The 12,095-nt window shown below is 75.0% G+C and carries 14 protein-coding genes; 3 read left to right on the top strand and 11 right to left on the bottom strand.

The genetic code is table 11. The annotated features are described in order from the left end of the window. Nucleotides 1-502, bottom strand: a 502-nt coding sequence (locus KIK08_RS33260) for a MerR family transcriptional regulator (RefSeq protein WP_408004770.1), incomplete at its 3' end; no start/stop codon positions are given. Nucleotides 503-665: 163 nt separating this feature from the next. On the opposite strand from KIK08_RS33260, the gene KIK08_RS33255 reads away from it, so the two are divergent. Next, entirely contained in the window at nt 666-983 is a 318-nt protein-coding gene (locus KIK08_RS33255) for a WhiB family transcriptional regulator (protein ID WP_214407285.1), read from the top strand. A 64-nt stretch (nt 984-1,047) separates the two neighbouring features. Here the strand turns inward: KIK08_RS33255 and groL are convergent, their stop codons facing one another. Both groL and groES read right to left on the bottom strand, forming a co-directional pair. Continuing rightward, nucleotides 1,048-2,670, bottom strand: coding sequence for a chaperonin GroEL (groL, locus tag KIK08_RS33250; RefSeq protein ID WP_214407284.1), 1,623 nt, complete (start codon nt 2,668-2,670; stop codon nt 1,048-1,050). A 96-nt stretch (nt 2,671-2,766) separates the two neighbouring features. After that, nucleotides 2,767-3,057 carry a co-chaperone GroES gene (gene groES / locus KIK08_RS33245; protein ID WP_013677399.1) on the bottom strand — a complete coding sequence of 97 codons (291 nt, stop codon included), beginning with the start codon at nt 3,055-3,057 and terminating at the stop codon, nt 2,767-2,769. 198 nt (nt 3,058-3,255) lie between these two features. Here groES and KIK08_RS33240 point away from each other — a divergent pair, with 198 nt between their 5' ends. Further along, nucleotides 3,256-4,191: an aldo/keto reductase gene (locus KIK08_RS33240; protein ID WP_214407283.1), complete on the top strand. Its 936-nt coding sequence runs from the start codon at nt 3,256-3,258 to the stop codon at nt 4,189-4,191. A gap of 304 nt (nt 4,192-4,495) precedes the next feature. On the opposite strand, the gene KIK08_RS33235 is transcribed toward KIK08_RS33240, so the two are convergent. Continuing rightward, nucleotides 4,496-5,164: a TetR/AcrR family transcriptional regulator C-terminal domain-containing protein gene (locus KIK08_RS33235; protein ID WP_214407282.1), complete on the bottom strand. Its 669-nt coding sequence runs from the start codon at nt 5,162-5,164 to the stop codon at nt 4,496-4,498. A gap of 68 nt (nt 5,165-5,232) precedes the next feature. Here KIK08_RS33235 and KIK08_RS33230 point away from each other — a divergent pair, with 68 nt between their 5' ends. Beyond that, the gene (locus KIK08_RS33230) at nt 5,233-6,219 is read left to right on the top strand and encodes an NAD(P)-dependent alcohol dehydrogenase (RefSeq protein WP_250558336.1); all 987 of its coding nucleotides are present in this window, start codon (nt 5,233-5,235) and stop codon (nt 6,217-6,219) included. On the opposite strand, the gene tsaD is transcribed toward KIK08_RS33230, so the two are convergent. From tsaD to KIK08_RS33195, 7 genes are all read right to left on the bottom strand, one after another. Next, nucleotides 6,206-7,249, bottom strand: a complete 1,044-nt coding sequence (gene tsaD, locus KIK08_RS33225) for a tRNA (adenosine(37)-N6)-threonylcarbamoyltransferase complex transferase subunit TsaD (protein WP_214407281.1) — start codon at nt 7,247-7,249, stop codon at nt 6,206-6,208. The genes KIK08_RS33230 and tsaD overlap by 14 nt on opposite strands. Continuing rightward, nucleotides 7,246-7,707: a ribosomal protein S18-alanine N-acetyltransferase gene (gene rimI / locus KIK08_RS33220; protein WP_308258047.1), complete on the bottom strand. Its 462-nt coding sequence runs from the start codon at nt 7,705-7,707 to the stop codon at nt 7,246-7,248. Before rimI ends, tsaD begins: the two co-directional genes overlap by 4 nt. Further along, nucleotides 7,704-8,369 (bottom strand): tRNA (adenosine(37)-N6)-threonylcarbamoyltransferase complex dimerization subunit type 1 TsaB, encoded by a 666-nt coding sequence (tsaB, locus tag KIK08_RS33215; protein WP_214407280.1) that lies wholly within the window; start codon nt 8,367-8,369, stop codon nt 7,704-7,706. The genes rimI and tsaB overlap by 4 nt, the downstream gene beginning before the upstream one ends. A 52-nt stretch (nt 8,370-8,421) precedes the next feature. Further along, on the bottom strand, nt 8,422-9,849 hold the full coding sequence (locus KIK08_RS33210) for an amidase (protein WP_214407279.1): 1,428 nt from the start codon (nt 9,847-9,849) through the stop codon (nt 8,422-8,424). 30 nt (nt 9,850-9,879) lie between these two features. Then, the gene (locus tag KIK08_RS33205; RefSeq protein WP_214407278.1) at nt 9,880-10,578 is read right to left on the bottom strand and encodes an HAD family hydrolase; all 699 of its coding nucleotides are present in this window, start codon (nt 10,576-10,578) and stop codon (nt 9,880-9,882) included. Further along, nucleotides 10,575-11,051 (bottom strand): tRNA (adenosine(37)-N6)-threonylcarbamoyltransferase complex ATPase subunit type 1 TsaE, encoded by a 477-nt coding sequence (tsaE, locus tag KIK08_RS33200; RefSeq protein ID WP_214407277.1) that lies wholly within the window; start codon nt 11,049-11,051, stop codon nt 10,575-10,577. The genes KIK08_RS33205 and tsaE overlap by 4 nt, the downstream gene beginning before the upstream one ends. Beyond that, nucleotides 11,048-12,095, bottom strand: a 1,048-nt coding sequence (locus tag KIK08_RS33195) for an alpha/beta fold hydrolase (protein WP_250558335.1), incomplete at its 5' end; no start/stop codon positions are given. The genes KIK08_RS33195 and tsaE, both read right to left, overlap by 4 nt.

The raw sequence follows: 12,095 nt of genomic DNA, 5'->3' as shown, positions 1-12,095 counted from the left end.
GGCCGAGCCCGCGGGCGGCGGGGGCCGCGGCCCCGAGGCGCAGCACGCCACCGCCGGCCTTGCGCGGCACGCCGATGACGGCGTCCGACCCGTTCGACGGCGCGGGTCCGGCGCCCGTCGCGGCACCCGTTCGGACGCTCCCGGGCCCCAGCGGGCTGGTGCGGGCGTGCTGGGCGGCGTCGGCGGCGGACACCCCGCGCAGCAGCGCCCGGCGCATGACGTCCAACCGGGCCAGGTCCTGCGCGGAGTAGCGCCGGTGCCGGCCGGGGCTGTGCCCGGAGGGCCCCAGCCCGTAGCGGCGGTCCCACGTGCGCAGCGTCGCCGGCGCGACGCCCAGGCGCCGGGCCGCGGCCGCGACGCCGAGCGAGGGTTGGTCGGCCTCGACCGGGTCGTCGTCGGACCCGGTGACGCGGTCCGCGACGGGACCGTCACCGCCCGCGACGGGCACCGGCCCGGGTTGCCCCGTCCCGGTGATCTCTCGGCGCGTGGTGTCCGGACTCACCCGGCACATCCTGCGGGCACCGCAGGTGCGGCGCCACCCCTGACGACCGGCGCCGGAACCGGCCGGGCGAACCACGATCGACACGTTGAACAAGGTTTGAACCAGTTCTAGGGTGGGCACTACCGGAGCGTCGACGAGGTGCCCAACGGATGGGGATGTGGATATGGCCGACACCAGGAGGCTGCCGACGCCGGTCGCGGAGACCTACGCGTGGCAGATGCGCGGCCGGTGCCGCGGCATGGACAGCGGCTTCTTCTTCCACCCGGAGGGCGAGCGCGGGCCGGCCAAGGCCAACCGCGAGGCCCGCGCGAAGCAGGTGTGCCAGCGCTGCCCGGTGATCGAGGAGTGCCGCCGGCACGCCCTGTCCGCCCACGAGCCCTACGGCGTGTGGGGCGGGCTGTCGGAGTCCGAGCGCGACGAGATCACCCGCGGGCGCGCCCGCAGGCTGCGGGTCACCGACGTCACGCGCGCATCGCGCTGACCCGAAAACGACACAGCGGGCCCACCCCGAGGGGTGGGCCCGCTGTTCGGTTCGCGGAGCAGGCTCAGTGGCCGTGCCCGTGGCCGTGGCCGGCCGCCGCGGGCTCGACCGGCTCCGGCTTGTCGACCACCGCGCTCTCGGTGGTCAGCACCATGCGGGCGATCGAGGCCGCGTTCACCACGGCGGACCGGGTGACCTTGACCGGGTCGATGACGCCGTCGGCCATCAGGTCGCCGTAGGTGTTGGTGGCCGCGTTGTAGCCGCTGCCCCACTCCTGGTCGGCGACCTTGGAGACGACGACCGCCCCCTCCAGACCGCCGTTGGCGGCGATCCAGAACAGCGGCGCGGTGAGCGCCTTGCGGACGACGCTGACGCCGGTGGCCTCGTCGCCGAACAGGCCGAGCCCGCCCTCGAGCTCCTTGGCCGCCTGCACCAGCGCGGACCCGCCGCCGGGGACGATGCCCTCCTCGACCGCGGCCCGGGTGGCCGCCACCGCGTCCTCGATGCGGTGCTTGCGCTCCTTGAGCGCGGTCTCGGTGGCCGCCCCGACCTTGATCACGGCGACCCCGCCGGAGAGCTTGGCCAGCCGCTCCTGCAGCTTCTCGCGGTCCCAGTCGGAGTCGCTCTCCTCGACCTCGCGCTTGAGCTGCGCGACGCGGGCCTGCACGTCGGCCGCGCTGCCGCCGCCCTCGACGAGGGTGGTGGCGTCCTTGGTGATGACCGCGCGCCGCACGGTGCCCAGCTGGTCGAGGGTGGCCTCGGACAGCTTGTGGCCCATGTCGGGGTTGAGGACCGTGCCGCCGGTGGCGATGGCCAGGTCGTCCATGAACGCCTTGCGGCGGTCGCCGAAGAACGGCGACTTGACCGCGGCGACCTTGACGGTCTTGCGGATCGAGTTGACGACCAGGGTGGACAGCGCCTCGCCCTCGACGTCCTCCGCCACGATCAGCAGCGGCTTGCTGCCCTCGGCCAGGACCTTCTCCAGCAGCGGGAGCAGATCGGCGATCGCGCTGATCTTCTCGCGGTGCAGCAGGACGTAGGCGTCCTCCAGCACGGCCTCCATCGACTCCGCGTCGGTCACGAAGTACGGGGAGAGGTAGCCCTTGTCGAACTGCAGGCCCTCGGTGATCTCCAGCTCGGTGGCGAGCGTGGAGCCCTCCTCGATGGTGATCACGCCGTCGTTGCCGACGCTCTGCAGCGCCTCGCTGATCAGCTCGCCGATCTCCCGCTCGCGGGAGGCGATCTCGCCGATCTGCGCGATGTGCGACTTCCCGTCGACCGGGATCGCCTTCTCCTTGAGCACCTCGGCGACCTTCTCGGCGGCCTTGGCGATGCCCACGCCCAGCGCCATCGGGTTGGCGCCCGCGGCGACGTTGCGCAGGCCCGCGGCGACCATGGCCTGGGCGAGCACGGTGGCGGTGGTGGTGCCGTCGCCCGCGACGTCGTTCGTCTTGGTGGCGACGGACTTGGCGAGCTGCGCGCCGAGGTTCTCGAACGGGTCGTCGAGGTCGACCTCGCGGGCGATGGTGACGCCGTCGTTGGTGACGGTCGGCCCACCGAACTTCTTGTCGAGCACGACGTGCCGCCCACGCGGACCCAGGGTGACCTTGACCGCGTCGGCCAGCTGGTTCACCCCGCGCTCCAGCGCGCGGCGGGTCGTCTCGTCGAAGCTGATCTGCTTCGGCATGTCCTGCCTCTCTCGGTTTCAGAAGAAGCGCCGCCCCGGTGGCCCACTCGGTCGAGGGACCACCGGGGCGGCGGACTCACAGAACTGCCGGCTGCGTCAGTTGACGACCGCGAGCACGTCGCGCGCGGAGAGGATGAGGTACTCCTCGCCGTTGTACTTGACCTCGGTGCCGCCGTACTTCGAGTAGATGACGACGTCCCCGACCGCGACGTCCAGCGGGACGCGGTTGCCGTTGTCGTCGATCCGGCCCGGGCCGACCGCCAGGACCTTGCCCTCCTGGGGCTTCTCCTTGGCGGTGTCCGGGATGACGATGCCGGAGGCCGTGGTGGTCTCCGCCTCGCTGGCCTGAACGACGATCTTGTCCTCGAGCGGCTTGATGTTCGCCACTTGAGTACCTCCCCTGCGGGTTCGTGCTTCGGCTACATGTCCTGGGTGACGGCCTGGGGCGCCCCGTCGTCGCGGGTGCCGGAGCGCCTCGTCTCGGCCGTTCGTTGGCACTCTACCCATGAGAGTGCCAACGCCTCAACGTCGCCCCACCGACCTGTGGACAGGCTGCCCGCGAACGGCGGACGTAGGGTCGTGAGCATGGCGAAGATCGGAACGAGCGACCTCGACGTGCCCCGCCTCTGCCTCGGGGCCAACGTGTTCGGCTGGACCGCCGACCGGGACGCCTCGTTCGCCGTCCTCGACGCGTACGCCGCGGCCGGCGGCACGTTCCTCGACACCGCCGACTCCTACATGTGGCGCGTCCCCGGCAACTCCGGCGGGGAGTCCGAGACGATCATCGGCGAGTGGGCGGCCGCCCGGGGCAACCGCGACGACCTGGTGATCGCGACGAAGGTCGGTTCGCTGCCCGACCGCAAGGGCCTGTCCGCGGCGAACATCGCCGCGGCCGTCGACGACTCGCTGCGCAGGCTGCGGACCGACCGGATCGACCTCTACTACGCCCACCGCGACGACCCCGACACCCCGCAGGAGGAGTACCTGGCCGCGTTCGACGCGCTGGTGCGGGCCGGCAAGGTGCGCGCGATCGGCGCGTCGAACTTCTCCGCGGAGCGGCTGCGCTCGGCGCTGGACATCTCGGCGGAGGCGGGGCTGGCCGCGTTCGTCGCCCTCCAGCCGCACTACAACCTGCTCGAACGCGCCGAGTTCGAGCGCGACCTGGCGCCGGTGCTGGCGGCCGAAGGCCTGTCGTGCCTGCCGTACTACGGCCTGGCCAAGGGCTTCCTGACCGGCAAGTACCGCCCGGGGAGCCCGGAGGTCGACAGCCCGCGCGCGGCCGGCGCGAAGGAGTACCTCGACGACCGGGGCCTGGCCGCGCTCGCCGCGCTGGACGGGATCGCCGGGGCGCACGGCGTGCCGGTCGCCGCCGTCGCGCTGGCCTGGCTGGCCGCGCAGCCGACCGTCGTCGCCCCGATCGCCAGCGCCCGCACCCCCGAGCAGCTGGCCGACCTGCTCCCGGTCCTCGACCTCACCCTGACCGACGCCGAGCTCGACCTCCTCACCACCACCACCGCCTGACCGCCACTTCGCAGGGTGGGCGCCGGGGGCGCGGGCGACGGCGGGTGCGCGCGGACCTCGCAGACACGGCAGCAGCCGCGCAGCGCCAACCGCGACCTCGCAGCCCGCCGGCGCGCTGCAACAACCCACCCAGAGCTGCGAGGACACCGCGTAGAGCTGCGAGGACACCCCGTAGGGCTGCGAGGCGCCCAGCGGCTGCGGCCGCGGGACGCGGCCCCTGCGCGACCCGAGGCCGCCGCCGCGGAAGCCTCGAATAGCCCCACCGACCAGCACCCATCACCGGACACCGCGAGGCCGGAGGCGCTCACCCGCCGGAACCACCCTCCCCCAGCGCCCTCTCCAACCCGTCCAGCACCAGCTCCAACCCCCACTCGAACTGCCGCCCGTGGTCGTACCCCGGCCTCATGATCAGCTCGGTGCCCATCTCCGCCAGGTGCGGGTACTCCTCCGCCGAGAATCCCTCCATGATCGCCCCAGTCAGTTCGGCCAGCTCGTCCGGCGTGTCGAACGGCAGGCTCGCCTCCTGCACCGCCCACCCGTAGACGTAGCTGTCGAGCAGCGAGATCGCGTGGGCGGCCAGTTCCACCGAGAAGCCGGAACGGCGCAGGCTGCCGATGACGGAGTCGAGGTTGCGCAGCATCGCGGGGCTGGGGCCGCTGCGGCTGAGCACGACGGGGCCCCAGGGGTGGCGGGCCAGTGTGGCGCGGGCGGAGACGGCGTGCCGGCGCATCGCCTCCCGCCAGCCGACGTCGTCGGTGGGCGGGTCGAACTCGGCCAGCAGGAGCTCGGCGAGGCCGTCGAGCACCTCGTCCTTGTTGGCGACGTGCTTGTACAGCGACATCGCCTCGACGCCCAGCTCCTGGCCCAGCTTGCGCATGGTCAGCGCGGCGAGGCCGTCGCGGTCGGCCAGTGCGGCGGCGGCGCGCAGGACGCGGTCGCGACTGAGCGGGCTGCGGCCGGCTCGGGTCGGCATGGCCCCACCTCCGTTGACAAGCTTACTAAGTACACCTAGCTTACTTTGTAAGCCACCGGGAGGACCCCATGCAGACCGAGCAGAAGACCCTGATGAAGGCGGCCGTGCGCCGCGAGTACGGCCCGCCGGACGTGCTCCGCCTCGACGACGTCGAGGTGCCGGCGATCGCGCCCGACCAGGTGCTGGTCGGCGTGCGCGCGGCCGGCGTCGACCCCGGCGTCCTGTTCTTCCTGACCGGGCACCCGCGCGTGCTGCGCGCCGTGGCCGGGATCGGCCGCCCGAAGCACCCTGTCCTCGGCCGCGCGGTGGCCGGGCGGGTCGAGGCGGTCGGCGCGGCGGTGACCCGGTTCGCGGTCGGCGACGAGGTCTACGGCGAGCTCCCCCACGGCGCCTACGCCGAGTACGCGGCCGCCCCCGAGAAGCTCATGGCGACCAAGCCGGCCGGGTTGTCCTTCGCCGAGGCGGCGGCCGTGCCGCTGTCGGGGACGACGGCGCTGCAGTGCCTGCGCGACGCCGGGCGGTTGCGGCCCGGCGCGCACGTGCTGGTCAACGGGGCGTCCGGCGGGGTGGGGACGTTCGCGGTGCAGATCGCCAAGGCGCTCGGCGCGAGGGTGACGGCGGTGTGCTCACCGGACAGCGCCCCGCTCGTCGCCGCGCTGGGCGCCGACCACGTCCTCGACCGCACCCGCGAGGACTACACCGACGCCGGCCCCCGCTACGACCTGGTGCTCGACCTGGTCGGCAACCACACGCTCGCCCGCAACCACCGGGTGCTCGCCCCCGGCGGGCGGCTGGTGCTCTCGGCCGGGCCGCCCGCGCCGTCGGTGCGGCGGACGCTGGCCGCGCTGGTGAGCTACCCGTTCCTGGGGCGCAAGGTCGTCCCCGGGTTGGCGGTCCCCCGCGCCGACGACCTCGACCGGCTGCGCGAGATGATCGACTCGGGTGCGGTGCGGCCCGTCGTCGAGCGGACCTACCCGCTGGCCGAGGCGGCGGAGGCGCTGCGGAAGCAGGCCACCGGCCACGCCCGCGGCAAGACGGTGCTCACCGTGCCGTGACGAGCACCTCGGTGACCGGCATCTGGGAGTCGGCCGGCAGGTCGAGCGGGGAGGCAGGCGTCCCGGCGACGGCCAGGTGCGCGCCGAGCGCGGCGACCATGGCGCCGTTGTCGGTGCACAGGCCCGGGCGCGGCACGCGCAGCACGATCCCCGCCGCGTCGCAGCGCTCCTGGGCCAGCGCGCGCAGTCGGGAGTTCGCCGCGACACCGCCGCCGAGGAGCAGCGTCTCCATGCCGCGCTCGCGGGCGGCGCGCACCGCCTTGGCCGTCAGCACGTCCACCACGGCCTCCTGGAAGGACGCCGCCACGTCGGCCACCGGCACCGGCGTGCCGGCCCGGCCCAGCGCCTCGACGTGCCGGGCGACCGCGGTCTTCAACCCCGAGAACGAGAAGTCGAACGCGGCGTCGCGAGGGCCGGTGAGCCCGCGCGGGAACGCCACCGCCGCCGGATCGCCGTCGCGGGCCACCCGGTCGATGTGCGGGCCGCCCGGGAACGGCAGCCCGAGCAGCCGGGCGACCTTGTCGAACGCCTCGCCCGCGGCGTCGTCGATGGTGGCGCCGAGCGGGGTGACGGGGCCGGCCAGGTCGGGGACGTCGAGCAGGCTGGAGTGGCCGCCGGAGACCAGCAGCGCCAGGCACGGCGGCAGCGGCCCGTGCTGCAGGACGTCGACGGCGACGTGCGCCGACAGGTGGTTGACCCCGTAGAGCGGCACGTCCCAGGCGCTCGCGTAGGCCTTCGCCGCGGCCACCCCGACCAGCAGGGCCCCGGTGAGCCCCGGCCCGGACGTCACCGCGACGGCGTCGACGTCGCGGCCGGTGACCCCGGCGGTGGCCAGCGCGCGGTGCACCGCGGGGACCATCGCCTGCAGGTGGGCGCGGGAGGCCACCTCCGGCACGACCCCGCCGAAGCGGGCGTGCTCGTCGACGCTGGAGGCGACCTCGTTGGCCAGCAGCGTCGTCTCGCCGCCCTCGGCGCGGACGATGCCGACGCCGGTCTCGTCGCAGGACGTCTCGATGCCCAGAACGATCAACTCACGGCCTCCCGCCGCATGGTGTGCGCGTCGGCCCTGCTGACCGGGTAGTACTTGCGGCGCAGGCCGACGACCGCGAAGCCCTCGGACTCGTACAGCCGGTGCGCGGGCTCGTTGTCGGTGCGGACCTCGAGGAACACCTCGGCGCGCTCGGCGTCGGCCACCGCCAGCAGCCCCCGCACGAGCGCCCGGCCGATGCCCTTGCCCTGGTGCTCGGGCGCGACGGCGACGGTGTGCACCTCGGCCTCCGGGCGCGGCGGCCCGGCGGTGAACATGAGTCCGGCGTAGCCGACCAGCTCGCCGTCGCAGCGCGCGGCCAGGTAGTGGTGCCAGGCGGCCAGCGCGTCCAGGAACGCCCGCTCCGACCACGGCTGCGAGTCGGCGAAGAGCACGGCGTCGAGCTCGGCGGCGCGGGCGGCGTCCTCCGGACGGAGCTCGTCGATCACCAGCGCCGTCACAGCGCGCTCACCGTCTTGGCCCGCCCCGGCGGCACCGCGTCGGGACGACGCAGGTACAGCGGCTCCAGCGGGGCGGGCGCGGTACCGGCGCGCAACGCGGCGGCGGCCACGGCGACGAGCCCCGCGGGCGAGGGCCCGGCGGTCGAGCGCACCGGCAGCCCGGTCGCGGTGGCCGACGGCCCGGCGGCGACCGAGACACCGAGCCCGGGCAGCTTCTCGACGAGCCTGGCAGGCGCCTCCACGTGCGGCCCGTCGACCCGGGTGCCCGCGGCGTCGTACGCGGCCCAGTAGACCTCGCGGCGACGGGCGTCGGTGACGACGACGAGCGGCTCGCCGCCGGCGGTGTCGGCCGCGATGGCGTCCAGCGTGCCCACACCGTGCACCGGGACGCCCAACGCGTCGCCGAGCGCGGCCGCGGTGACCATCCCGACCCGCAGGCCGGTGAACGGCCCCGGCCCGACGCCGGTGACGACGGCGCCCAGCTCCGCGAGCTTGACCCCGGCCTCCTCGCAGGCGGCGAGCACGCCCGGCATGAGCAGCTCGGCGTGCTGGCGGGCGTCCTCGGTGACCCGGACGGCGCGGGTGAGCGCGGCGTCCGCGGTCAGCTCCACCACACCCGCGGTGATGGCCGGGGTCGCGGTGTCGATGGCCAGTACGAGCACCCGTCGAGGGTATCCGCGCTACTCCCACCCCCGCCGACCAGCCGCCCCGGTGTCAGTTCCAGATGGGTGGGTGCAGACCGGACCAGGGCAGCTCGCGTTCGAGCTGGGCGGCCAGCCGGAACAGGGTGGCCTCGTCGCCGTGCCGGGCCGTGACCATCATCCCGATCGGCAGCCCGTCCGCCGAGCGGTGCAGCGGCAGCGACATCGACGGCTGCCCGGTCACGTTGAACGGCGGGGTGAACGGGAACGCGGCCGCGCTCGCCCGGTCGAACGCGCGCAGGTCGCCGAGGGGGTCGAGGTCGTCGACGCGGGGTGCGGGGGTGCCCATGACCGGGGTCAGGAACACGTCGACCGCGGCCAACTGCTCCCCGATCCGCCAGCTGAGCTCCTGCAGCTGCCCGAACGCCCGGAACGCGGCGTCCGCGGGCAGCGCCCGCCCGGCCTCGTACGCCCGGCGGGCCAGCTGCTCGATCTCGTCGTCGCCCGGTTCGCGGCCGACGCGCTCGACCACCAGCGACATCTCGGCGGCGAACCCGGCCGCGTTGACGGTGCGCAGGGCGCGGTAGAAGGCGCGCTGGTCGATCGCCAGGTCCTCCTGGTGCACGTCGTGGCCGAGCCCGGCCAGCGCGTCGGCGGTGGCGCGCACCGCGGCGGCGACCTCGTCGTCGACCGGCCGCCCGCTCGGGGTGGCGTCCGACCAGGCGATCCGCAGCCGGCCCGGAGGGCGGCCGAGTTCGTGCAGGTAGGGCCGCTGCTTCGGCGGCGCCGGGAACGGGCTGCCGGGCTGCGGGTGGCCGGTGGCGTCGAGCATCGCGGCGCAGTCGCGCACCGTGCGGCACAGCACGTGGTCGGCGACCTGGCCGCGGACCTGCCAGTGCGCGCCGGGGTCGGCCGGGTTGCGGTAGCGGGTCGGCTTCAGCCCGACCAGCCCGCAGCAGGCGGCGGGGATGCGGATCGAGCCCAGCCCGTCGGTGCCGTGCGCCATCGGCACCATCCCGGAGGCCACCGCCGCCGCGGCGCCGCCGGAGGAGCCGCCGGGGATGCGGTCGGGGTCCCACGGGTTGCGGGTGACGCCCAGCCGCGCGGACGTCGTGACACCGGGGATGCCGAACTCCGGGGTCGTGGTGGTGCCCAGCAGCACCAGGCCGGCCGCGCGGTACCGCTCGACGATGACGCAGTCCGCGGTGGCCGGGCCGGTGCCGGCGAACCGGCTGCCCTCGCTGCTCGGCCAGCCGCGCACCGGGCGGCCGAGGTCCTTGACCAGGAACGGGACGCCGCGGAACGGCCCGTCGGGCAGCTCGCCCGCCGCGGCCGCGCGGGCCTCGTCGAACGCGCGGTGGACCACCGCGTTCAGCACCGGGTCGCGCCGCTCGATCCGGTCGATCGCGGCCTCGACCAGCTCGATGGGATGGACTTCCCCCTCGGCCACCAGCCGGGCCAACCCCACGCCGTCGTGGGACGCGTACTCGGTCAGGCTCATCCGCTCAGCATGCGGCGTCGACCCGGCCGCTCACCAGCCCGCGATCAGCTCCGGCAGATCGGCCAGCCGGTGCAGCACGCCGTCGGGGTGGACGTCGACGGGGACCTGCTGGGCGGCCGGGATGTCGGAGTGCGGCACCAGCACCGCCCGCATGCCGACGCCTTTGGCCCCGCTGATGTCGTCGTAGGGGCGGTCGCCGACGTAGACCGCCCGCGACGGGTCGCTCACGCCGACGGCGTCGAGCGCGGCCCGGAACGCCGACGGGTGCGGCTTGGTCCACGGCAGGTCGCTGCTCCACACGGTGGCGTGGAAGTGGTCGAGCACGCCGTCGCGGTGCAGCCACTCCTGGTGCCACGCCGACGGCCACGGCGTGGACGACAGCACACCCAGCTTCAGCCCGCGGTCGCGCAGCTCCGCCAGCATCGGCGCGGCCTCGGGGTCGGTGTGGGTGGCCTGCACCCAGTACTCGCGGTAGGCGTCGAGGGCGCGCTCGTCGTGCTCGGCCGCCGCGTCCTGCAGGACCTGGGCCAGGGTGAACGCGCGGGACTCGTCGCGCACCGACGCCCAGCGGGCCAGCTCGGCGGTGCGCAGCGCCCGGGCCGCCTCGCGGGCGCGCTCCTCGTCGTCGTGCAGGATGCCGGCGTAGGCCTGCCACCCGTGGTGCTCGTCGACGGTGCGCCAGGGCGTGAGCGTGCCGCCCCAGTCGAAGATGACCGCTTCGATCGTCATCCGATGCGCTCCACGATCGCGGTGCGGACGTCGTCGTCGCGGCGGTCGAGGCGGACCAGGGTGTGCCGGTCGGACAGCCGCTCGGCCACGCCCTCGCCCCACTCCACCACCACGACCGCCGAGTCGAGGTCGGTGTCGAGGTCGAGGTCGTCGAGCTGGGCCGCCGCGTCGATGAGCGAGTCGGAGGCGAAACCGAGCCGGTACGCGTCGACGTGCACCAGCGGCACGCCCGCGCCGCCGGGCAGCGGCCGGTGCTCGCGGGCGATGACGAACGTCGGCGAGGTGACCGCGCCGGCCACGCCCAGCCCGCGGGCGATGCCGCGGACCAGCACGGTCTTCCCCGCGCCGAGCGGGCCGGACAGGACGACGAGGTCGCCGGCGCCCAGCCCGGCGGCCAGGCGCTCGCCCAGCGCCTCGGTGTCGGCGACGGTGCGCAGCTCGACGGGGGTGCCCGTCTGCACCGGTGTGCTCATGCCCGCCTCCGCAGCTTGCGCGGCCGCGAGCGGAACGCCGACCGGCGCACCAGCCCGATCAGCGCGTCGTCGGTGGCCACCGGCTGCTCCAGCATCGGCAGGTGGCCGACCCCGGGCAGCACCACCAGCTCCGCGGAGGGCAGCTCGGCGGCGATCCGCTCGCTGTGGCTGACCGGGATGACCCGGTCGGTGTCGCCGGCCAGCACGAGCACCTCGCAGGTGGACAGCGCGGGCAGCGCGGCGATCCGGTTGTGGCTGCCCAGGGTGTCGACGAAGTCGGTGAGCGCGTCCACCGCGTTGACCCTGATCATGGCGTCGACCAGGTCGACCAGCCAGGGCGCGACGTTGCGGTCGCCGTAGGCGACGCTGCCGGTGATCGAGCGGATGATCCCGGCGGTGGCCTGGCGGGCGCCCTCGATCAGCGCCGGCTGGGCCCGGGCGACCAGGCCGAGCGCGCGGGTGAGCGGGTTGCGCCGGGACAGCAGGGTGGCGCGCAGGCCCTGCCCGCCGACCTCACCGGCCGAGGTGGCGATGAAGGCGACCCCGGCGACCCGCTCGGCGAACAGCCGCGGGTTGTGCTCGGCCAGCGCCATCACGCTCATGCCGCCCATCGAGTGCGCGACGAGCACCAGCGGCCCGTCCGGGGCCAGCGCCCGGATCACCGCGTCCAGGTCGCGGCCGAGCTGCTCGATGGTGCAGCTCTCCTTGGCGGCCCGCTCGGACCGGCCGTGGCTGCGCAGGTCGTAGAGGACCTGGCGGACGCGCGGCCCGTCGAGCTCGGCGAGCGCCTTGCGCTGGAAGTGCCAGGTGCGCCGGTCGAGCGCCATGCCGTGGATGAGGACGACGGTGAGCGCCGCGGGCCCGCCGACGGCTTCGATCTCCTCGCAGGACAGCCGGACGCCGTCGTCGGCGGTGACCGAGGACGGGTCGCCGACGGGCCGCGTGCCCGGCTCGACCGCGGCCTCGCTGAGCTCGGTGGCCAGCCGGCGCCGGTCGGCGGCGATGCGGTGGCGGCGGCGGGCGACCAGCCCGGCGGCGGCCACG

Origin of the sequence: Pseudonocardia lacus, from assembly GCF_018531445.1 — a bacterium.
Taxonomy (GTDB): domain Bacteria; phylum Actinomycetota; class Actinomycetes; order Mycobacteriales; family Pseudonocardiaceae; genus Pseudonocardia; species Pseudonocardia lacus.
The sequence above is the reverse complement of the archived record's forward strand: the minus strand, read 5'-3'. Positions and strand labels throughout refer to the sequence as shown.

Coding starts and splice junctions, on each gene's coding strand:
- KIK08_RS33255 (WP_214407285.1), top strand. CDS start 666: ATGGCCGACACCAGGAGGCTGCCGACGCCGGTCGCGGAGACCTACGCG.
- groL (WP_214407284.1), bottom strand. CDS start 2,670: ATGCCGAAGCAGATCAGCTTCGACGAGACGACCCGCCGCGCGCTGGAG.
- KIK08_RS33240 (WP_214407283.1), top strand. CDS start 3,256: ATGGCGAAGATCGGAACGAGCGACCTCGACGTGCCCCGCCTCTGCCTC.
- KIK08_RS33235 (WP_214407282.1), bottom strand. CDS start 5,164: ATGCCGACCCGAGCCGGCCGCAGCCCGCTCAGTCGCGACCGCGTCCTG.
- KIK08_RS33230 (WP_250558336.1), top strand. CDS start 5,233: ATGCAGACCGAGCAGAAGACCCTGATGAAGGCGGCCGTGCGCCGCGAG.
- KIK08_RS33210 (WP_214407279.1), bottom strand. CDS start 9,849: ATGAGCCTGACCGAGTACGCGTCCCACGACGGCGTGGGGTTGGCCCGG.
- KIK08_RS33205 (WP_214407278.1), bottom strand. CDS start 10,578: ATGACGATCGAAGCGGTCATCTTCGACTGGGGCGGCACGCTCACGCCC.
- tsaE (WP_214407277.1), bottom strand. CDS start 11,051: ATGAGCACACCGGTGCAGACGGGCACCCCCGTCGAGCTGCGCACCGTC.